At 67.4% G+C, this 20,440-nt stretch carries 18 protein-coding genes; 10 read left to right on the top strand and 8 right to left on the bottom strand.

The genetic code is table 11. From position 1 onward, the window contains the following. Positions 1-208 precede the first annotated feature (208 nt). Entirely contained in the window at positions 209-1,960 is a 1,752-nt protein-coding gene (locus tag R5W23_RS32240) for a M90 metallopeptidase family protein (protein ID WP_320689929.1), read from the bottom strand. A gap of 141 nt (positions 1,961-2,101) precedes the next feature. Here R5W23_RS32240 and R5W23_RS32245 point away from each other — a divergent pair, with 141 nt between their 5' ends. Further along, positions 2,102-4,084: a hypothetical protein gene (locus R5W23_RS32245; protein ID WP_320689930.1), complete on the top strand. Its 1,983-nt coding sequence runs from the start codon at positions 2,102-2,104 to the stop codon at positions 4,082-4,084. Positions 4,085-4,133: 49 nt separating this feature from the next. Here the strand turns inward: R5W23_RS32245 and R5W23_RS32250 are convergent, their stop codons facing one another. Then, complete coding sequence (locus R5W23_RS32250; RefSeq protein WP_320689931.1) at positions 4,134-5,273, bottom strand: alpha/beta fold hydrolase; 1,140 nt, start codon at positions 5,271-5,273, stop codon at positions 4,134-4,136. A gap of 314 nt (positions 5,274-5,587) precedes the next feature. Beyond that, positions 5,588-6,496, bottom strand: coding sequence for a sugar phosphate isomerase/epimerase family protein (locus R5W23_RS32255; protein WP_320689932.1), 909 nt, complete (start codon positions 6,494-6,496; stop codon positions 5,588-5,590). A gap of 213 nt (positions 6,497-6,709) precedes the next feature. On the opposite strand from R5W23_RS32255, the gene R5W23_RS32260 reads away from it, so the two are divergent. The 3 genes from R5W23_RS32260 to R5W23_RS32270 all read left to right on the top strand — a co-directional run bounded on the left by R5W23_RS32260 (position 6,710) and on the right by R5W23_RS32270 (position 8,880). Then, positions 6,710-7,489, top strand: coding sequence for a BON domain-containing protein (locus tag R5W23_RS32260; protein ID WP_320689933.1), 780 nt, complete (start codon positions 6,710-6,712; stop codon positions 7,487-7,489). 120 nt (positions 7,490-7,609) lie between these two features. Further along, the gene (locus tag R5W23_RS32265) at positions 7,610-8,032 is read left to right on the top strand and encodes a 2Fe-2S iron-sulfur cluster-binding protein (protein ID WP_261190406.1); all 423 of its coding nucleotides are present in this window, start codon (positions 7,610-7,612) and stop codon (positions 8,030-8,032) included. Positions 8,033-8,151: 119 nt separating this feature from the next. Continuing rightward, positions 8,152-8,880, top strand: a complete 729-nt coding sequence (locus R5W23_RS32270) for a hypothetical protein (protein ID WP_320689934.1) — start codon at positions 8,152-8,154, stop codon at positions 8,878-8,880. A gap of 110 nt (positions 8,881-8,990) precedes the next feature. Here the strand turns inward: R5W23_RS32270 and R5W23_RS32275 are convergent, their stop codons facing one another. Next, on the bottom strand, positions 8,991-10,013 hold the full coding sequence (locus R5W23_RS32275; RefSeq protein ID WP_261190410.1) for a YgfZ/GcvT domain-containing protein: 1,023 nt from the start codon (positions 10,011-10,013) through the stop codon (positions 8,991-8,993). Positions 10,014-10,196: 183 nt separating this feature from the next. Here R5W23_RS32275 and R5W23_RS32280 point away from each other — a divergent pair, with 183 nt between their 5' ends. The 4 genes from R5W23_RS32280 to R5W23_RS32295 all read left to right on the top strand — a co-directional run bounded on the left by R5W23_RS32280 (position 10,197) and on the right by R5W23_RS32295 (position 13,689). Further along, the gene (locus R5W23_RS32280; RefSeq protein ID WP_320689935.1) at positions 10,197-10,928 is read left to right on the top strand and encodes a hypothetical protein; all 732 of its coding nucleotides are present in this window, start codon (positions 10,197-10,199) and stop codon (positions 10,926-10,928) included. Next, a complete protein-coding gene (locus R5W23_RS32285) occupies positions 10,925-11,857 on the top strand; it encodes an HTTM domain-containing protein (RefSeq protein ID WP_320689936.1) in 933 nt (310 codons plus the stop codon). Before R5W23_RS32280 ends, R5W23_RS32285 begins: the two co-directional genes overlap by 4 nt. 69 nt (positions 11,858-11,926) lie before the next feature. Then, positions 11,927-12,736, top strand: a complete 810-nt coding sequence (locus tag R5W23_RS32290) for a hypothetical protein (protein WP_320689937.1) — start codon at positions 11,927-11,929, stop codon at positions 12,734-12,736. Continuing rightward, complete coding sequence (locus tag R5W23_RS32295) at positions 12,733-13,689, top strand: HTTM domain-containing protein (RefSeq protein ID WP_320689938.1); 957 nt, start codon at positions 12,733-12,735, stop codon at positions 13,687-13,689. The genes R5W23_RS32290 and R5W23_RS32295 overlap by 4 nt, the downstream gene beginning before the upstream one ends. On the opposite strand, the gene selA is transcribed toward R5W23_RS32295, so the two are convergent. The 3 genes from selA to R5W23_RS32310 all read right to left on the bottom strand — a co-directional run bounded on the left by selA (position 13,655) and on the right by R5W23_RS32310 (position 16,511). Then, a complete protein-coding gene (selA, locus tag R5W23_RS32300; RefSeq protein WP_320689939.1) occupies positions 13,655-15,052 on the bottom strand; it encodes an L-seryl-tRNA(Sec) selenium transferase in 1,398 nt (465 codons plus the stop codon). The genes R5W23_RS32295 and selA overlap by 35 nt on opposite strands. A 96-nt stretch (positions 15,053-15,148) precedes the next feature. After that, positions 15,149-16,024: a DUF1559 family PulG-like putative transporter gene (locus R5W23_RS32305; protein WP_320689940.1), complete on the bottom strand. Its 876-nt coding sequence runs from the start codon at positions 16,022-16,024 to the stop codon at positions 15,149-15,151. A gap of 259 nt (positions 16,025-16,283) precedes the next feature. Then, positions 16,284-16,511, bottom strand: a complete 228-nt coding sequence (locus R5W23_RS32310) for a hypothetical protein (protein WP_010047731.1) — start codon at positions 16,509-16,511, stop codon at positions 16,284-16,286. Positions 16,512-16,679: 168 nt separating this feature from the next. Here R5W23_RS32310 and R5W23_RS32315 point away from each other — a divergent pair, with 168 nt between their 5' ends. After that, positions 16,680-17,555, top strand: coding sequence for a LysR family transcriptional regulator (locus R5W23_RS32315; protein WP_010047734.1), 876 nt, complete (start codon positions 16,680-16,682; stop codon positions 17,553-17,555). Positions 17,556-17,829: 274 nt separating this feature from the next. On the opposite strand, the gene R5W23_RS32320 is transcribed toward R5W23_RS32315, so the two are convergent. Further along, positions 17,830-18,723: a glycosyltransferase family 2 protein gene (locus tag R5W23_RS32320; protein WP_261186385.1), complete on the bottom strand. Its 894-nt coding sequence runs from the start codon at positions 18,721-18,723 to the stop codon at positions 17,830-17,832. 134 nt (positions 18,724-18,857) lie between these two features. On the opposite strand from R5W23_RS32320, the gene R5W23_RS32325 reads away from it, so the two are divergent. Then, positions 18,858-20,030: a DegT/DnrJ/EryC1/StrS family aminotransferase gene (locus R5W23_RS32325; protein ID WP_261186384.1), complete on the top strand. Its 1,173-nt coding sequence runs from the start codon at positions 18,858-18,860 to the stop codon at positions 20,028-20,030. The last annotated feature ends 410 nt before the right edge of the window (positions 20,031-20,440 follow it).

Consider the following 20,440-nt stretch of genomic DNA (forward strand, 5'->3'; position numbering starts at 1 on the left):
ACAGAATACGGCCTGGATAACGATCAACCGGATTCGGTATGATAAACGTGCGACTGTGTATCGGCGTCAGGTGTAATCGATCGGATGGGGCGGCGACGGTGTACGTTATCCTGGGCTCACGCCGCGGGCTCGTTCGGAGAAGACGCACGCGCCTTCGACACGCGCTTCGGCGCGGTCGAAGTAGCCGCGCGCCGCTACGTTCGGGTGCTCACTGCACGCCAAACTCCCGGGCGGCCTTTTCGGCGTCGGCGGTGGCTCGCGCGTTCGGGTGCTGCTTCCGCAACTGGTCGAGTTGCGTTTTCAACTGCGTGAGCGCGGGCCGGTGCTTGGCCTGAAATTCGGCCGCCGCTGGGTCGAAGCTCCCTTCCTGGCCGCGGAGCTTGGTGGCGGTTTTTTCGATCTCAGCCGCTTGCGCGCGTGCTTTCAGCTCCGCCGCCACCGCTTTGTCGCCGCGGAGGTTCGTTAGGAGCGCTGTGGCCTTCGGCCCGAGCGGGGTGGCCTTAAAATCTGCTGCCACTCGCTCTGCGGCCAGGAACGAGCCGAGCGGGTCGGTTTTCGCACCCGCTCGCGCGCCGTCGAACACTTTCTGGCCCGGTGCCATGATCCGGTCGTGCAACTTCTTGGCCGCGGTTTTGGTGGCTTCGTCGGCCGAGGTCAGGAGCGGAATCAGTTTGGGAATCACCGCCACCGGTGTGGCACCGGCGGCGAATGCGTCGGCGACCGGCTTGAACGCTCTCGGCACATCGTCCCCGACCGCGGTCGCGAGGAGCGCCTTGCCGACGGCGGCCCGGACGGGCTCGTCGGCGTCGTAGGCCGAACCGCGGTGAACGCACTTTCCGGCCGTGTCGAACACGAGCACGTGGCCGGCGGGCTGGGTCTTGAAGTCGCTCGGGCCTTCTCGCACGAACGCGCTCTTTAGCACCGCGACCCGTGGCGCGCGCTTCTCACCATCCGCGCGCACCAACTCGTCGTCCCGAACGTAGGTGTGCGGACACAGGACTACTAACCCGTACTCGCCCAACTCTCCTTGGAGCCGGTCGAGTCGGTTCAGCACGTTCGTGTGTGCCCCGCCCCAGAACCCGACCAGTACCACCCGGCCCTTCAGCTCCGCCGGCGGCTCGGGGCCGGCGAGGACGGGGCCGAGTTTCACGTCCGCGGGAAAGGCCAGGGCGGTGTCGCGCTTCTCCGCGTAGAGGGGCTCGACGGTCACCTTCGTGGCCGCGCCGGCCCACAACGATTCCAGGGTCTTGAAGGTGACCGGGTCGTGTTTCTTCAGCTCGGTCCGGTTGTGCGGGTAGTGGTGGAGCTGATCCAGGTACGCGCAACTCAGTTCGGCGAAGAACTCCATGCGGTTGGTGGCCGCGTAAAAGTCCTTCTCGTAGAGCCGCCGCTCCATCGCCTGTTCGTAAGCCGCCCGAATCCCGGCGTGGTCGAAGCCGAACAACTGGTCGTGAACCGCGTGCGCGAATTCGTGCAGCAGCAGGGACTTGGCCCGGCCGTCGTCCTTCGGCTGCCGCTGCTCGGTGAGCGATTTGAGGCTGTGGATGGTGACCGTTTTCGCCTGGAGCGGGTGCCGCCCCTCCTTGACCTGGAGCTGCGGGCCGCCGCCGTAATACGTTGCCAGGGCGGCCCCCTGGCGCCCGTTGCTGAGCGAGACGCGCTCGTCCCAGTTCACAAACACCGTCAGCCGGCGGAGCAGATCGACCGCCTTCGGCGACAGCATCTTGGTGAGGTGCTTGCACTCGTGCTCGAGCACCTCGAGCGGCGGGCGCTCGTATTTCGATGCATCAGCCGCTAGCGCCTCGTCGCTTACGAGAAACGTGAAGCCCTCGATTTTCTTGGTCTTTCGTCCGGAGACCGGCTCGTTCTTGTCGGTCTGGGCTTTGGGTTGAGGTTTCGGCTCTTGGGCGCCGGCGGGCCAGACGCACGCGGTGAGGGCGAGGAGGGTGAGGGTGCGCATGGTGCTCTCGGAATAACGCCCTTCGTTCGGTCGGCTGATAGACACTGTAACGCGGGAAGGGGGGCGGTGCAACCGGCGCCGGGGCTCACACGGGTGGCGGGATGTGGTACACTCAACTCCCACCGCCCGCCGGAGCAGCGCATGACCCGAAAACTGATCCTTGCCGCCGCCGCGGCGCTCCTGAGCACGGCGCCGGCGCTCGCCCAACTGGACCCCGAGCCGAAGCAGCCCTACGTGTGGCGGGTGGTGGTTTCGGTGAAGCCACACCCGCTGCTCACCGCCGAGTTCCGCGAGCGCCTCAAACGTGATCTGCTTGCGGCTCTTCAACCCGGACTGGGCGCCCTTGGTACGGTCGAGGTGATCGATCTCGCGTCCCGCGCGCGGGACGGCGGGGACGCACTGCTCCAGCAGTTCGACGATAAGGGGTTCGCGGCGCTCGATGTCCCGCGCGACCTGACCGGGGCGAAGACGCACTTTCTGAGGGTTGAGCACCGCGACGGCCGGATCTACCTCGCGGCGCGCCAGTACGACGGCTTTACCGGTCTGTCGTCGCCGCTGGTCCGCACGCAAACGATCCGGGCGCCGGAACTGGCCGGGCGCACCGCCGGGCTGATGCTCGACCGCGATTTCGGGCCGGTCGGGACCGTCGAACCGGTCGTCGGCAGGCCCGACGAGGCGCGCCTGTTGATCAGGGGCGCCGGGTTGGGGTCGGTCAAGGGCGTTGTGCGGAGCGGAGACGTGTTTGCGGTGGCGGCGGTGCGGAAGACGAACCGCCCGGCCCCGGTCGTCCGGACCGCGACTGGGAAAATCGTTGAACCTCCGCCCGGCTCGGTCGCCCCCCCGGGGCTTACTTCGACGCCGCGCGACTTTACCTTGCTGAAGGTGCTCGACGTGGGGGCCGACGGGAGCTGCCGCTGCGCCGTGCTCACGCGGTACCAGAGCGCCATGCCGGTCACCGGCGGCGTGATCGGCTACCGCGCCATGAAGCTCGGGACGATCAGCGCGCCGGTCGCGGTCCGGCTGGCGAGCACCGACGGCGTGGTGTACAAGACTGCTTCGGCGGTCAGCGTCCGCGCCAGCGACCGGGCGTTCAGTACGGGCGGTGACCCGACGGAGGTGTGCGCGTTCGACAACGCGACGTACCAGTTCCGGTCGCAGCGACCGCTGGCCAACGTGGCGTGCGTCACGGTGGCGCTCGGGCCGTCGCAGGCCAAGCAGTTCCCGGTGCCGATCCTCAGCGACGACCCGGTGACGATCCCGTTCGACATCGACCCCGCGAAGGAGGAGCGGGCGGCGTTCGAGCGGGCCGTCCTCAAGACGGCGACCGAAGCGGCGGACGCGCGGCAGGCCCAGTCCGTGTGCTTCGAGGCGGTCGCGAACCTCATTAGTAAGCAGAGGAACGCCGACGCGCTGGCCCGCGCCGAGGACGGGTTCAAGGCGGCCGACGCGGCGGACAAGTCGCTGAGCGACGAGCTGGCGCGGCTCAAAGAGCAGGCCCCCCGCGTGCAGAAGGCCGACAACGTCGATGCCATCCTGGCGAAGGCGGAGCAGAACCTCGCGGCCCTGCGGACGTACAACGTGCAACTGGCCGGGCACCGGGACAAGATTGCGAAGGTGGTAGCGCGGGAGAACGACCCGTCCGTCGCGGCGAAGGAGGCCCAGGCCGAGGCGATTAACGCCCGCATCGCGCTGCTGCTCGCCCGCGGGGACGTGGACGAGGCGCTCGCGGCTTACGACCAACTGGCGTTCCTGATCCCGGGCGACGCGGACGTAAAGGTCCGCAAGGACAAGCTCGCGGCCGAGTGGAAAGTGAAGGACGACGCGCACCAGAAGGCCCGAGACTACCTGCTGAAGACGTGGCCCGGGGTGCAGACGGTCGCGGACTTCCGGGACAGCCTCCCGCTGATCCGGAGCGCGGTGGACGAGTGCAAGAAGCACAAGGACACCTGGACCATGCGCAAGCTGCTGACCGTCTTCAGTACCGCGGTTGTGAAGCTGAACGACTTGGTCGCGCAACTGGACCCGGCGAGCGACGCCGACAAGAAGCTGCTGGCCGACGCGAACCAGGTCGGCAAGACGATGGCCGCACTGGAGCAAGAGGTGCGGAAACTGGCGGGCGAGTGACCGTGATGAGCGCGGGGGGCGAAATGGTCGCCCCCCGCGGCTGCTGATGTTACGGCTTGAACCCGTAGAACCGGAGGTCGATGAAGTACGGGTTGTTGTAGCCCCGGGTCTTCGACGGGACCTTGGCCCGCTCCTTCTGGATGGCGGTCATGAACTGGAGGATGGTGTCCTCCACCTTCGGGTTCCCGTTGCCGAGCAGCTTCACCCCGCTCAACTGCTGGCCGCCTTTGACCTCCGTGAGGAACGTCTGATCGAGCGGCTTCAGCCCGGACGTCTTTTTCGGGTTGGCGACCAACACTTCGTTGAAGAAGAACTCGCCCTGCTTCTTCCCGGCGGCGTCCTTGTCGGCGTACAGGAACAGCATCGGGTTGAACTCGCGGATCTTGGACGAGTAGGTGGACACCCACTGCTTGACCAGCGTGTCGGGCACGGACGCGGGGCGGCTCGGGCTGAGCCAGACGGCGCCGGCGAAGTCCTGCCCGCCCTCGTTCGGGAACGCGCCGGTGAGCCGTTGGGGCACGAACTCGTAGCCCGCCACGTTCAGCCCCAGCAGCCCGGGGGCCGGGAACACGGCCGGGCGCTGCCACTCGGCGGTCAGCCACGCCATCCCCAGGGTGGCCGCGTCGCCAGCCCCGAGCAGGTAAATGGAGCTGGTGTTGATGGTCCGGTTGTCGTTCTTCGTGTCCAGGTGCAGCCGCACCGCGGCGAGGTCGTTGAGGTACGCCGGGAAGTACCGGTCCGGTTTGGTCAGGTCCTTGACGAACAGTTCGTTTTTGACCGGTTTGCGGGGCGGGCCGCCCCGGATGTAGGCGTTGAAGTTGCCGGCGCCGTTCAGGTACGAGTTCTCCCAGAACCGGCGCGTGTCCTTGATGTCGTTGCTCTTGCCGTGCCCGCGCCAGTCGAACCGGAACACGTGGTAGCCGTTTTTGTTGAGCAACTGCGCGAGCCCGACCCAGTCGCCCTTGGTCATGTCCCGGTCCGCGCCCGGCGGGTACATGAAGACCACCACCGGGGCCGCGCCGGCGTTCTTGTCGGTGGCGTGGAACACGCCCTTGAGCTGCACCCCGTCGGCGGTGAGGAACGACTCTTCTTCGGGCGGCGCGGGCTGGGCCGCCGCGCGCGGCGCGCTCACGGACGCCAAGCCGATGGCGGCGAACAGCACAACCGGGGCCGCTAACCAGCGTCGCATGACCAGTCCTCGTCGGCGATGTGGGAGGGAGCGATACGTGAGGAACGTACCCCGATCATACGTCGTTGGCGCGCGCGATGCCAGAGGGGGCAGACACGGGGTAACGGCGGAAGGGTACGCCACAAGGGCTCCCGAAGGAGCCCGAGAACACGCCACGAGGCGCGAATGAAGTGGACGGCGAGAACTCGGAGGGGACGTGAGCCGCTGGTGCCGCCGGCGCACGCCCCAGATGTCCGCTCTTGAAACGCGGTGCCGCCTTAATTGACGTGGTTTCGTGTTCCTCGGCCACCTTCACGGCGCACGTTCGGCCCCCGCTACCCCATGAACTGCTCCAGGAACTTGCGGCTCTGACGCAGCGCGCGCTGCCGGGCGGCGAGGGACCCTTCGTAGGCGCGGTCCTCGACTTCGATGCACACCGGGCCGTCGTACCCGGTGTCGGTGAGCGCCGCGAAGAACTCGCCCCACTTCACGTTCCCCAGCCCGGGCAGCTTCGGCACGTGCCAGCCCAGCCCCATCACCCCCACGTCGTGCAACCGGGCGTGGTCGATGCGCTCGTCCTTGGCGTGAACGTGAACGATCCGCGGGCCGAACTCCCGGACCGCCTTCGCGCAGTCGATCGACTGCCAGATCAGGTGCGAGGGGTCGAAGTTGAGGCCCAACGGGGCGTCGGGGAACAGGTCGAACAGCCGCCGCCAGTGCGCCGGGCACGACGCCAGGTTTTTGCCGCCGGGCCACTCGTCGGCGCTGAACAGCATCGGGCAGTGCTCGATACCGATTTTCACCCCGGCGCGGCGGGCCGCGTCCAGGATCGGCGGCCACACCTGCTTGACCAGCTCGAAGTTCGCCTCGACCGTCCCGGTCGGGTCCCGCCCGATGAACGTGTTCACCACCCCCACCCCGAGCTTCGCCGCCGCTTCGATCACCTTGATGAGGTGGTCGCTCACCAGCGCGCGGTGGGCCGGGTCCGGGTCCAACGGGTTCGGGTAGTAGCCGAGCCCCGATATGGCGACCCGGTGGATGCGGAGCAGGTCCTGAATGCCCGTTACGGTCGCGGCGCTGAAATCGGTGACATCGAGGTGCGTCACACCCGCGTACCGGCGGTCGGCCTTTCCGGGCGGCCAGCACATGAGCTCGACGCACGCGAACCCCTCGTCTGCCGCGAACGCTAACACTTGCTCCAGCGGCATGTCGCCGAGAATGGCTGAGACGAAGCCCAGTTGCATCGGAACTCCAAAAAGGTGAGTGGGGGTGAAGTTTGAGGTCGGAGGGGCGCCGCCTTCGGCGCCCTGCCCTGTAGCCACGCTGCCGGGCCGGAGATTACTCGCTTTCTCATCACCGGATCGCTGGACTGGCCCGCGCCGGCGGTCGATAATACCGGTACCGATGTTGCGGCCCGCAGCATACCACCGCGAACCACAAATGATAAGGGAGAGCCGATGAGCGGACTAAAGGCTTGGGCCTGCGCGGTCGTGTTCGCGGCGTCGGCCGCTCCGGCATTCGCCCAAATCTCGGGCGGTTCTGGTTTGACTGGGGGAACGGGTTCGACCGGGACCACCCGCACAACGACCGGCACCGGCAGCATTTCCAGTGGGAGCACGAGCGGGACCAGTACGAGCGGGACCGGCAGCACGAGCGGGTCCAGCACTGCGGACGCTTTGAACTCGAACGCGCTGGAAAGCCTGCAACAGCAAAACTTGCAGTTCACGGACATCGGCATCACCACCGGCACCAGCACGCTCCAGAAGTCGAACGTGTTCAGCACCTTCTACGGGAACCCGTACGCACTGGGGATCTCGTCCACGAGCGGAGGCGGTGGGTTCGGGTCGCCGCTGTTCGGTACCACGACCACGAACACGACCGGCCGCACGACTACGACGACCGGCCGCACGACCGGCCGCACGGGAACGACCGGCTCGACACAGAGCGGTATTCTGATCCCCCTGCCGGTGCAGATCAATTACACGGCGCAGTTGCAGTTCCCGGCGGCCCCGGTGGCGGCCCCCCGGTTGAACGCCGAACTGCGCGGCGCCATTGATACGGGCGGGCTGGCGAACCCCACCTCGGTGCAGGTCGTCGCCGATGCGAACAACAACGTTACGCTCCGGGGCACCGTGCGGGACGACGACGAGAAGCGACTCGCCGAAGGGCTGATCCGACTCACCCCGGGCGTCCGCGCCATCACCAACGAGCTGACCTACCCGGTTGCGCCGAAGTAGCGGACGAACGGAAAAACGCCGCGGCCCGCGAACGACCTGTTCGCGGGCCGTTTTTTGTTTGCTTGGGGTGAATATGATACCGGATAGGAGCTATTTCGTACCCGATGCGGCAGACCAATCATGGCGGGCATAAACCCGTATATTCAGAAGGCTTCGGCGCAGAAGGCCGCCCAGCCGTTCAAAGTCACGTTCGTGGACGAGGCGACGGGTAAGAGCACCGAAGTGGTGGTGGACCCGGCGACGTTCCCGTTCGGTAACATCGGTTTGGACGGAAGCGTACTCGACATCGCGGACGGCGCCGGGATCGAGATCAACCACTCGTGCGGCGGCGTGTGCGCGTGCTCGACGTGCCACGTTCACGTTCAAAAAGGCGGGGGCAGTTGCTCAAACGCGACCGATGACGAAGAGGACGAACTGGATCAGGCTCCGGCGCTGTCGCCGGACTCGCGGCTGGCGTGCCAGTGTGTTCCCAACGGAACGCAAGATCTGACCGTGCTGATCCCGAAATGGAACCGGAACGAAGTGAAGGAAGGCCACCATTAGGCCGGTGCCGGCGCGCGACTGCCCTTTTTTCCGTCCCGGCGTGGGGCTAGACTTCCTGACCGGTGCGTCCCGGTGCTGAGTTTCGGGCGCGACACGGCTCCGGCCGCGGAAGGATTCTCATGGCCACCGCCCCCAGCCCGAACGATTTGACGCGCCAGCAGCTTGATGAACTCGATGCCCTACTTCAGAAGATGCTGACGGTGCCGCTGGCGCCGGTCGATCCGCCGACCCAGACGGCACCTTTGCCGCCGCCGGTCCAACCGCCGGGGCCGCCGAACTGGCGCCCGGAACCGCCGGTTCCGGCACCGTCTTTGGCTCATCTCGCGACGACTCAACCGCCCGCGACGCTCAAGTTTGAGCCGCCGGCGGTTCCGACGCCTCCAGCGCCCCCCGCGCCGGTCGCGAAGTCGGCCCCCGCGCCCGCTCCAACCCCGGTACCTGTGCCGAAGCCGGTGGCCGCGGCTCCCGCGCCGAAGGCCCCACCGACTCCAACGCCGAAGAGCGCTCCGGCACCGGCGCCGAAGCAAGCGGTTCCGTCTCCAACGTTTCCGGCGTCGAAGGTTACTCCCGTTCCGGTGCCGAGGCCCGCGGCGCCACCAACGCCGGCCCCGGCGCCTTCGGGGTCGGACGTGCCGGTACCGCTTCCCGCGATCCCGTTCGTGGCCCTCAACGGGTTGTTCGACGGCATTTGCGAACTGTTCGGCCCACCCGGCCGGCTCCTCCGTTCCGGTTTCTTCAAGAACCTGTACGGCTTCGCCGGGCTGGGGTTAATCGTGTACACCGGCTTGCACGTCGCACAAGCGCAGGGGTGGTTGTCGTTGCCGGTGCAACTGCCCTGGCCGAAGTAGTGTCTCTTTCCGAAGGGTAAGGCGCGCCGCAGCGGGCGTTGTCAGGCGCCGACGAGTCGGGCTCGCGAGTGGGGGACGGTCGCCCTCACTCACGAGCCCTCGTCATTCGGTCACTTTACCGGAGGTAGCCCCAACACCTCGACCGCGCGCTTGCCGGTTGGGGTTTCGGCGTCCATCTTCGTGCCCGGTTCCTGGTGCTTCCACTTCAAATAGCCCAGCGCGATTGGAGCGCCGAGCCGCGGCGAATCGCAACTCGATGTCACCAGCCCGACCTCGGCACCGTCGCGAAAGAGTTTCGTACCGGCGGGAAGCGGCCCGCCCTCCAGAACCTTCACACCCAGGAACGCACGGTTCACGTGCCCGGCGCGGTCGCGAGCCATCACGATCGGCTCCTGACCCAGGTAGCACCCCTTCGAGTAACTGACCGCGCGGGGCGCGAAGCCCACCTCCATCACGAAGCGGTTCTCGTCGATGTCCTTGCCGAACACCGGTGCCCCGGCCTCGATGCGGAGCGTCTCGAACACGTCGGGACCGGCGGGCACCGCACCGGCGGCCGACAGGATCCGCCGCACGCCGTCGATCACGTCGGTGCGGCAAACGACATCGAAACCGGGCACGCCGAGCTGGTCACGCCGTCGCAGGGAGCACGTCGCGGTGCCGCCGAACGTCCGTTCCATGTGGGCGAACGCGGGCAGGTCCGGCACCGGTTCGCCGAGCGCCGTACCGAGGACCGCCGCCGCGCCCGGGCCGGCGAGATGGAGTTGCGCGAAGTCCGCGGTGCGGTCCGCGATTTCGACCTGTTCGGAAATGAGGTACCGGTCGAGGTACTGCACCAACTCCGTGTTGCGGCCGGCGGTGGTTTCGACCCACATCGCGTGCCGGCCGTCGCTCAGCCGGATGTGGTAGATCCAGGTCTGGAACTTGACCTTGGCCCGCGGGTCGCAAAAGTACGCCTCGCACCCGCCGCCGAGCGGGAGCTCCTTGGTGTCGTTGGTGCTCAGGTTGCCGAGGAACATGGGCGCGTCCGGCCCGGTCAGCACGAGCTTCGCCGCGGCCGACGTGTCGAACAGCGCCGCGCCGGTGACGGCGGCCTGGTACTCGGGCGGGCCGGACAGTGTGGAGGCAAGGTTCATCGCGCGGGTCCGTAGGTCTGTTGGCGTCACACGAGATTTTACGCACGCGGCCGAAAAAGCGGCCCCGCCCTGGGCGCGAAGGTGTACTAGGGTTCGGACACGCCCGTCCTCTTTTCGTGGTCGCTTATGAGCACGTCCTCACCCCCGCCGTGTTCGTGTGTTGCGCGCGGCGTGAGTGTGCTCGTGGGCCTGTTCGCGGTGTGGCAGCTCGTGGCGATTCCGGCCACGAACCTGATGCTGCTCGTGCCGCTCCGCCCGTCGTGGCGACCGCCCGAACCAAGCGTGAACACCCCCCAGGCGCGGGGCACGTTTACCGACAGTGAGCCGCTCCAGCGGACCGCCGAAGCCGTAGGCCGCGTGTTCGAGTTCTGGACCGAGGCCAGCGGGCAGGAGCAAGCCTGGTCGCTGTTCACCCCGGGGCCGCCGCCGTATTCCGTGTTCGTCGCGACCGAATTCCAGTGGGCCGACGGCTCTCGGGACACGCTCCTTTCGCGCTACGAGCCGCGCGACCTGGCGCGCCCGCCGCTCCGGGTGCCGCTGATCCACTACCGGGACCACCATTTCGAGATGCAGTTCGTGTACCCGGTGTGGTACGCGAGCGCGGACGCGATCGCGGAGCACCCGCAGGTGTGGACCACACTCCCGGACGAGATCCGCGCGAGCGGGACCGAGATCCGGGCGTGGCTCCGTCGGCGGCTGAGCGTGTACTCGGCCGCGAACCCGCACCGCACGCGCCCGGCCACGGTTGTGTTGAAACACCGCTACATCTCGACACCCGATCCCAAGGCCCCGGCCGACGTGCCGCGCACGATCGAGGAGCGGCCGTACGCCCGGTGGCACCCGGGTACCAACGAGCTGGAAGCGTTCGACGTGGTCGCGAAGCGGTTCGTCGCGGTGCGGGAGGGCAACCCTTGAGTGACCTGCGTGCGGTGGGCGTGCGGCCGTGGTTCCCCTGGCCGCTGTCGCGCTGGAACTGGTGGAACGAGCAAATCCCCGCGGAGCGGGTCGCGGCGCTGCGCGTCGCCACCGCGCTCGTGCTGCTGATCGACATCGGACTCGGGTACGCCCCGCACTTCACGAAGTTCTTCTCCCCCGACGCCGTGGGTGACCACCTGTACGAGAGCCGGTTCCGTGCCGATCACGCGTACTGGTCCGCGCTGCGCTGGCTGCCCGAGGCGTGGGGCGCGCAAGCCCTCTTCGCGGTGTGGGTCGCTTCGGCGGTGGCCCTCCTGGTGGGCTGGCGCCCGCTGCTGAGCGGGCTGGCGGCGTGGGCGTGCGCGGTGTCCGTGTGGAACTTCAACCCCGGGCTGCACAACAGCGGCGACCGGCTCCGGCACACCTTGTTCCTGATGACGGCCGTGAGTTGTTCGGGCGCGGTGTGGGGCGTGTCGTCGCTCCGCAGTCGCACCGACCCGCGCCCGATCGTGGTTCCCGGGTGGCCGGTGAAGGTGCTGTTCGTACAGCTCGCGTGCCTGTACTTCTTCAGCGGCTATTACAAGGTTCTCAGCCCGGTCTGGCGGAGCGGGTACGTGATGTACTGGACCTCGCACGACCTTGGGTGGTCGATGTGCCCGGGAACGGCGAATCAGGTTCCGGTTTGGGCGCACCGGCTCTCGGCGCTGGTTACGCTCGGCTGGGAGCTGGGATTCCCGGCGCTGGCCGTTTGGCGCCTCACACGTGTGCCCACGCTGGCGCTGGGTGTGTTGTTCCACCTCGGCACCCTGCTCACGCTCGAAGTCGGCGCGTTCGCGCTGTACTCGATCGCTTGCTACACGGCATTCGTGCCCTGGGAACGGCTCCGCGATCGCCGCCGCATCGTTGCGCCATCGGATGCGGGGCCGTAACCTACACCCCGGGGCCTTGGTCGGTTACACTTCTGGGCAGCGTCGGCTGTGATACCCGAGGTGCGACCAATGGCGGAGAACCCGTCCCTACCTGAGCCGAAGGCGGGCTTCGTCCCGTGGCTCGTGGGGCTGCTCGCCCTCTGGCAGATCGCGTTCATTCCGCTGGCGAACGCCTGGGAGTGGCTCCCGCGGCGCCCGACACCCGCCGACGACTACCCCGAACGCAGCACCACCCAGCGCTGGGGCCGTTTCACCGACTCCGACGCGCTGCAAGTGACCAGCGAACGCATCGGCGACGTGTTCGCGTTCTGGGCCGAGGCGACCGGCCAGGACCAGGGGTGGAACATGTTCACCCCCGATTTCCCGCCGCACACAGTCGTCCCCATTGCGGAACTGAAGTTTACAGACGGGCGAACGGCGCGAGTGGAATCGCGGTTCTCGCCCGCGGACCCCGAACGACCGGGGATGCGGTGGCCTCTCGTCCACGACCGCGAGTTCAACTACGAGGCCAACATCACCATGCTCGGGTGGCACGCGACACCGGAGGCGGTCGCGGCGCGGCCCGAGCACGGACGTGAGCTGCCCGAGCGGGTGCGGGAGAATTACGAACTCCTCTCGCACTGGCTGGCGTGGAAGATGCGCGTTCACCTCCGCGCGAGTCCCGGTGAGGCGGTACCGGTCGAGGTCGTGTTGGTGTTTCGGTACATCCCCACGCCGCTCCCGAACGACCCGCCGGGCGCGCCGCGCCGGCCGACGTTCGAGCGCCCTTTCGCGCGGTGGCGCCCGGGTGGGCCGCGCGCGCCGGGGCTGCTCCCGCTCGAAGGGTTCGACCCGGTTGCGGAACGGTTCGTTGGGCTGAAAGTGGTGTCGCCGCCGTGACCGCGCTATCCGAATCCGAGACGCGGTTCGTCGGGGTTCAGCCCCGGCTCCCCGGTCCACTGAAACGCTGGACGTGGCTACTGCGACCGGTGCCGGCCGAGCGCATGGCGGCGCTGCGCGTTGCGGTCGCGGTGGTGGCGCTGCTCGACATCGGCATCGCGTGCGCGCCGCAGTTCGCGACCTACTTCTTCGAGGACGGCTTGGGCGGCCCGAACGCGTACCCGTCGCGCTTTCGGAGCGGGCACTACTACTGGTCGCTGCTCCGCGTGTTACCCCCGACCTGGGGACCGGTCGCGCTCATGTCCGTGTGGACCGGGGCGGCGGTTGCCCTGTTGGTGGGCTCGCGGCCGTTCGTGAGCGCGGTGGCGTGCTGGGCGTGCGCGGTGTCGTTCTGGAACATCAACTACGGACTGTGCAACGGCGGGGACCAGATCCGCAACTCGTTGTTTCTGGCAGTCGCGGTGGGGCGAACGGGAGCGGTGTGGGGCGTCGAGTCTGTGCGGCGCCGCGGGTTCGCGGGGCGGGTGTTCGTGCCCGGGTGGCCGGCGAAGGTGCTGCTGGTTCAGTTCGTGTGCCTGTACGTGTTCAGCGCGGTTTACAAGCTGGTGTCACCGGGGTGGCAGACGGGGTACGTGATGTACTTCGTGAACCACGATCTGGAGTGGTCGCTGACGCCGAACCTGAGCCCGTACTTGCCGCCGTTCGCGCACCGGTTGAGTTCGTGGGTCGCGATCGGCTGGGAGCTGGCGTTTCCGGTGCTGCTCGCGTTTCGGCGGACCCGCGTGCTGTGCTTGGTGATGGGCGTTGCGTTTCACATCATCACATTCCTGACGCTCGAAGTGGGGCACTTCGCGCTGTACTCGCTGACGTTTTACGTGCTGTTCGTGCCGTGGGAACGCTGGTCGGGGCCTCGGAGTGTTACGAAGGTGAGTGCTCCGCACACGCAATCGTGAGCGCGCCGAGCAGTTCCGCCTCCTGCCGCTCCAACACGCACCGCAGGTCGAGGAGGACGCGGCCGTCCTGAACGCGGGCCATCACCGCGGGCGTCCCCGCACGGAGCCGCGCCGCGAGTTCGGATTCACTCAGACCCGCCGCACTCAACCCCAGCACCACCGTCGGAACGCTCACATCAGGCAGCGAGCCGCCGCCGACGAACGCCTCGTCCTCCCACACGCCGAGCGTCACCCCGGGGATCTCGCGCACCCACTCGGCGAAGGACTCGGTCCGGCGCTTCAGCTCGGCGAGCGGGGTTGTCAGCATCCGGAGCGTGGGAATGTCGCGAACCGCCTTCTTCGCGTCGCGGTGGAGCAGCAGCGTCGCTTCGAGGGCGGCGAGGGTCATTTTGTCGAGCCGGAACGCGCGCATCAGCGGGTCCTTCTCGATGCGCTGAATCAGGTCGGCCTTGCCGACGATGAGCCCGCACTGCGGGCCGCCGAGGAGCTTGTCGCCGCTGAAGAGCACCAGGTCCGCGCCGGCGGACACGCTCGCGGAAATGAGCGGCTCGCCCGGTAGTCCGAATGGGGTGAGGTCGGCGACCTGGCCGCTCCCCGCGTCGTCGATCACGAGGAGGTTGTGCTTGCGCCCAAGCGCGACGAGGTCTTTGAGTTCGACCGCCTTCGTGTACCCGCGCACGCGGTAGTTGCTGCAATGCACCCGCATGAGCGCCGCCGTGTTGGGCGTGATCGCCCGCTCGTAATCGCTCAGGCGGGTGATGTTGGTGGTGCCCACCTCGCGCAGCGCGGCGCCGCTGACCGCCATCACGTCGGGGATGCGAAAGCTCCCGCCGATCTCGACCAACTGCCCGCGCGACACGACCACTTCTTTACCGGCCGCGATCGCCCGGAGCGCGATCACGGTCGCCGCGGCGCAGTTGTTCACGGCCGTCGCGCTCTCGGCCCCGGTGACGGCCTTCAGCCCCGCGCGGATTGGGCTCTGGCGCGAGGACCGCTTTCCGGTCGCGAGGTCGAGTTCGAGGTTGAGGTACCCGCGGGCGGCCTCGTAAGCGGCGCGGGCGGCGTCTTCGTGGAGCGGCGAGCGCCCGAGGTTGGTGTGCAGGACGATGCCGGTCGCGTTGATGACCGATCGCAAGAGGGGGCGGCTTTGGGCGTCGAGCGCGCTCAGGGCTTCGCGGGCGATCGTATCGACATCGGCGGACGGCGGTTCACCGGCTTTCAGCCGGTCGCGCAGCCGGTCGAGGGCGGCGCGCACCTGGGCGGTGACCGCCGCGGCCGGGTGGCTCTCGTGTGCGGGCGCGAGCGCGGGGCTGGCCAGCACCTTGGCGACGGACGGGAGGGCGCGGAACGGGTTGTCGCTCATGCGGGTAGTGTACGCGCCGTCACCGCGCGTCGCCCGCAGACGCGCTCAACACCCGGACGATCTCGTCGGCCCGGTACCCGCGCCCAACTCTGCGACTCAGTCGAGTGGGACCACTTCGCCAGCATCTGGGGTGACGGCGGACCAGAAGGCCGCCGGTGCCACGCCGCGGCTGACCACCCGCACACTGCCGTCGGCCATAGCGCAGGGCAGCCCCTTGGGGTCGCCGGTGTTTAACTGCCTTGGGTCGCACTCGCCCGCCAACGGCCGGACTTGAAAGGTGACCGAACGGTCAGAAGCCACGCTCACGGGCGGGACGCCACTCGTGATCGGGTAATAGTCTCCGCGTGCGAATTCCGCGAACGTTGACCGCTGGGAACTGGCCGAGCCGTATGGGTAGGAGATCGGGCTGTGGAACTGGAACGCCTCGCCGGCACAAACGGCGTAACGCTCGGCAAACAAAATGGTCCCGGTGGTGCCGTCGGTAATCCCCTCGATGCGGCGGAACGGTGAGATCACGTGCGGGTTGTAGGCGTAACTCGTCAGACTTGATTTGTACGCCCACTCGGTATCATCGAACGGCGAACGGAACACCTTGACGTAGGGGTCAGTCGCCGGCGTGCCCTGTCGAAAGTAGGCTAGGTAAAGGTTCTCCTGCTCGACGTACGGGAGAAGTTGCATGTGAACTGTGCTGGGCACAATGCTGCCCGGAACCTGTTCGTAAGGAAATGTCGGCAACCGACCGCCGTGCGCAGACGCGTAATGATGAACGGCCAACCCGAGTTGCTTCAAATTGTTCAGGTTCTTCATCCGCTTGGCCGCGACCCGCACCGATTGCACCGCGGGGAGCAGAAGGCCAATCATCACAGCGATGATGGCCAGCACAACGAGGAGTTCGACGAGCGTGAAGCCGATGCGCCGCGGGTAAGCGTTTGTTAAGGAAGACACGAAGGATCTCCGTGCAAGTACCAGCAAAAGGTCCGCATCCTTATCTGACCTTTTTTGCACGCGGAAGGTCGCCGGCCGGGCCGGAGAGGTCTACCACGCCAAGTCGGGAGGAGTCACCCGAGTACCGACACCGCCCCCAGGGCGACCGCACTCCAGGTGGTTTGATTTCTTGTAGGACTTGTAGGCTGTAGCCCGCATCCCATCCGACCTTGAGACGTTTCGCAACCCCACTCTTTTGGCCCGGTGCCCGCCGGAGCAGAAACACGGCTTTCAGCCAGTCGCGGCGTCACCGCGCGTCGCCCGCGGACGCGTTCAACACCCGGACGATCTCGTCGGCCCGGTACCCGCGCTCGATCATCGTTTGCTTGAGCCGCGCGTTCCGCTCGGCGACGCGGACCTTGCGCCAGGCGTCGGCGACGGTGGCGACGATGAGCCACAGCGCCAGACCGCCGAACAGGAACGTGACGAACAGCACCCCGACCAGGTCTTTGGCAACCGCTTCCTCGATCGACATGTGCCCCCCTGGTGAGCGCCCGAGTAACAGTGCCTCACGGCCCCGTTACCTCACGATTGTCCCGCCGCGCCGCCCGGTCCGCAACCGCCGGGCGCACTTTCCCACGTTCCGGACATCTGCTAAAAATGGAAATGACGATTCAAAAAGCGGAATCAATCGGAGGCGGCTATGGAGCTTCATCAGCTCCGGTACTTCGTTGCGGTGGCCGAAACGGGCAGCTTCACCCGCGCCGCGGAGCGCGAGGACGTGACACAGCCGACGCTCAGCGAGCAGATCATGCGGCTCGAGAGCAAGCCGCACGGGGTGGGCCGGCGGCTGTTCGACCGGCTCGGGCGGAAAGTAGTTCTCACCGACGCCGGGCGCGAGCTGCTGGGGCACGCCCAGGGGATTCTGGCCGCGGTGAAGGAGGCCGAACGCGCGGTCCGCGACTCCGCGGAGGGCGGGTCGTTGCGCGTCGGTGCGATTCCGACCATCGCACCCTTTCTGCTGCCGGGCACGGTGACGCGGTTCCGCAAGGACCACCCGAACGTGCAGTTGCAACTGAAGGAGGACCTCACCGAGCGGCTGCTGGCCGACCTGCTGGCGGGGGAACTCGACGTGGCGCTGATGGCGATGCCGGTCCGCGACGACCGGTTGCACGTCGAGAAACTGTTCGCGGAACCGCTGGTGATGGCCCTACCGGCGAAACACGAACTCGCGTCCAAGACCGAGGTGAAGCTGGCCGACGTGCTGGAGGAGCCGTTCATCCTGCTGGACGACATGCACTGCTTCGGCGATCAGGTGCTGAGCCTGTGCCACCGGGGCGGGCTCGAACCGCGGGTGGTGTGCCGGGGCGAGCAGATCGTGACACTGCTGGCGATGGTCGCGGCGGGCCAGGGCGTGTCGATCGTGCCCGAGATGGCCGCGACCGCCGACACGAGCAAGCAGTGCGCGTACCGGCCGCTGGGCAAGCCGACGCCCGTGCGCACGTTGTGTGCGGTGTGGCACAAGCAACGGTTCCGCCCGCCGTCGCTACGGGCGCTCGTGGACATGGCCAAGCGGTAATTGGGACCGCCGGCGGGCGCTCCGCTCGACGAACCGGAGCCGCCCGGGTGGTGTTCGCGATTTACGGTCCGGGTGGTGGTGGCTGGTATCTTTGTGGCACAGACATTCCTGTCTGTGCGGCGCGAGAAGGCTGCACAGACAGGAATGTCTGTGCCACAAGGCCAACAAAACAGGCACTGACAACCGGACCGTGAATGAGGTGTTGGAGCGAGCCCCGAAGCCCGTTGCTCGGGCTCGTTCGGAAGGTTGCGTGCAACAGTGGTCAGGCGCGTGTTCAGTCGGCGAGCCAGTACCGGAAGATGCAGTAGAGGGCCTGGAACCCGTCCTTCATGCCGATCTTCTTGCCCTCTTCGTAGGTGCGGCCGCTGTAGCTGATGGGCACCTCGAACACGCGCCACCGGGGCTTACCGGCGCGCTTGCGGGCGATCTTGGCGGTCACCTCGGGCTCGAACCCGAACCGGTTGCTCTTCAGGTTCATGCCCTGAATCACCTCCCGGCGGAACACCTTGTAACAGGTCTCCATGTCGGTCAGGTTCAGGTTGGTGCACCAGTTCGAGAGGGTGGTGAGCACCTTGTTCCCGACCGAGTGCCAGTAGTAGAGCACGCGGTGGCTCTCGCCGATGAACCGCGACCCGATGACCACGTCGGCCTTATCGTCGAGGATGGGCTGGATGAGTTTCGGGTACTCGGCCGGGTTGTACTCCCAGTCCGCGTCCTGCACGATCACCAGGTCGCCGGTGCAGTGCTTGAACCCCTCGCGCAGGGCCGCGCCCTTGCCCATGTTCCGGGGCTGGTGGAACACGCGGACGTTGTCGTACTGCTTCTCGAGCTGCGCCAGGATCTCGGGCGTGCGGTCCTTGGAGAAGTCGTTCACCAGGATCAGTTCTTTGGGGATCTCGACCGCTTGCACCCGGCGCACCAGCTCGGCCAGCCAGCGCTCCTCGTTGTACACGGGGATCACCACCGACAGCTTGAACCCGGGCGGGATCGGGTAGATGCCGATCTGCCGGCACGCGTTCACGCCGAGCAACTGTTCGAGCAGGGCGGCGCGCGCGTTCGGGTCCGCCGCCATGCGGTCCAACAGCGGTTTGAGTTCGGGAGCGAGGTCGGCGAGCGGGGCCGGAGCGGGGGCGGCGTTCGTGCCCGGAGTCGTCGGCGCTGGCGTCATTCGTGCAGTTCCTCAAGTCCCCGGCGGGCAAGCCGGCTTGACACGTTTACCCTTTGTAACGTAGGGATACCCTGCTTTCGTTAAACCCCGGTCCGCAATCGGCTCTGAGTTTCGCGGCGCAGGAGGCGTCTCACGTGAAACCGACATCTACCGCACCCACCCCCTCTGCGCCGGTGCCGCTGTGCGACATTCAGGCCCAGTACCGCGGGCTGAAGGACGAAATCGACGCGGCGGTGCTCCGCGTTCTCGGATCGGGCCAAGCCATTCTTGGCCCCGAGGTCGCGGCGTTCGAGCAGGAGGCCGCGGCGTTCTGCGGCGCCCGGTACGGGATCGGGTGCGGGTCCGGCACCGACGCGCTGGTGCTCGCCCTCCGCGCGCTCGGCATCGGGCCGGGCGACGAGGTGATCGTTCCGCCGTTCACGTTCTTCGCGTCCGCCAGTGCCGTCGCCCGCATCGGCGCGAAGCCGGTGTTCGTGGACGTCGACCCGCTCACGTTCAATATCGACCCGAACCAGATCGAGGCCAAGATCACCCCGCACACGCGGGCGATCATGCCGGTCCACCTGTTCGGCCAGTGCTGCGACATGGACGCGATCGGCGAGATCGCGTCCGACCACCGCCTGTACATGGTGGAGGACGCGGCGCAGTCGTTCGGCAGCGAGTACAAGGGCAAGCGGTGCGGCACGTTGGGCGCGGTCGCGTGCATGAGCTTCTACCCGACCAAGAACCTCGGCGCGCTGGGCGACGCCGGTCTGGTCACCACGGACGACCCGGACATTGACAAGCGGCTGCGTGCGCTGCGGGTCCACGGGTCGGAGGTGAAGTACTACCACAAGTACGTTGGGTACAACATGCGGCTCGACGCGGTTCACGCGGCGGTGCTCCGCGTGAAGCTGCCCCACGTGGCGGGCTGGCTGGTGGCGCGCGAAGAGGCCGCGAAGCGGTACGACGCGCTGATCGAGGGGGCGAACCTGCACGGGTTCATGCGGCGCCCGGTCGCGATGCCGGACCGCCGGCACACGTTCAACCAGTACGTGGTGCGGGTGCCGGCGCACCACCGCGACCCGCTCGTCAAGCACCTGAAGGACAACAGCGTCGGCGTCGAGGTGTACTACCCGCTCAGCCTGCACCAGCAGGAGTGCTTCAAGTACCTGGGCTACCGCACCGGCGACTTCCCGACCAGCGAGCAGTCCACCGGCGAAGTGGTGGCGCTGCCGATCTTCCCGGAGATCACCGAGGCGCAGCAGGAGCGGGTGGTCGAGGTGTGCAGCGCGTACCTGCGCCAGGCCGTCCGCCGCGCGGCTTGATGTTCCCCGAACACATGCGCGCCCGCTGATAATGTCGCTGCTCAAATGAACTGCGACGTTACCAGCGGGCGCGCATGAATCGCCAGTTGAGAAACGCGACCGCTTCCAGTCGTTTCCAGTTCGCGCAGAGCGGTTCTGGTTTTGGAGTGTGGTCCGCTCACTCCGTGAGCGGTCGTTCCGCGCGGGAAGACACATCACCCAAAGGGCGACGGGGAACCATGTGTGGTCCGCTCACTCCGTGAGCGGTCGGCCCGCGCGTCCGACTCGCCCCACGGGCGTGCCGGCCCCGTCGTTGCGCGCCACGCGCATCCGATACCCGGAGCGACCGCTCACGGAGTGAGCGGACCACACTCAACGCCCTGTGTATGGGTTGCTACATCAACCTGAAACGACTGGATTCTCAAAGCTGG

This window comes from Gemmata algarum, assembly GCF_034097035.1.
GTDB lineage: Bacteria > Planctomycetota > Planctomycetia > Gemmatales > Gemmataceae > Gemmata > Gemmata algarum.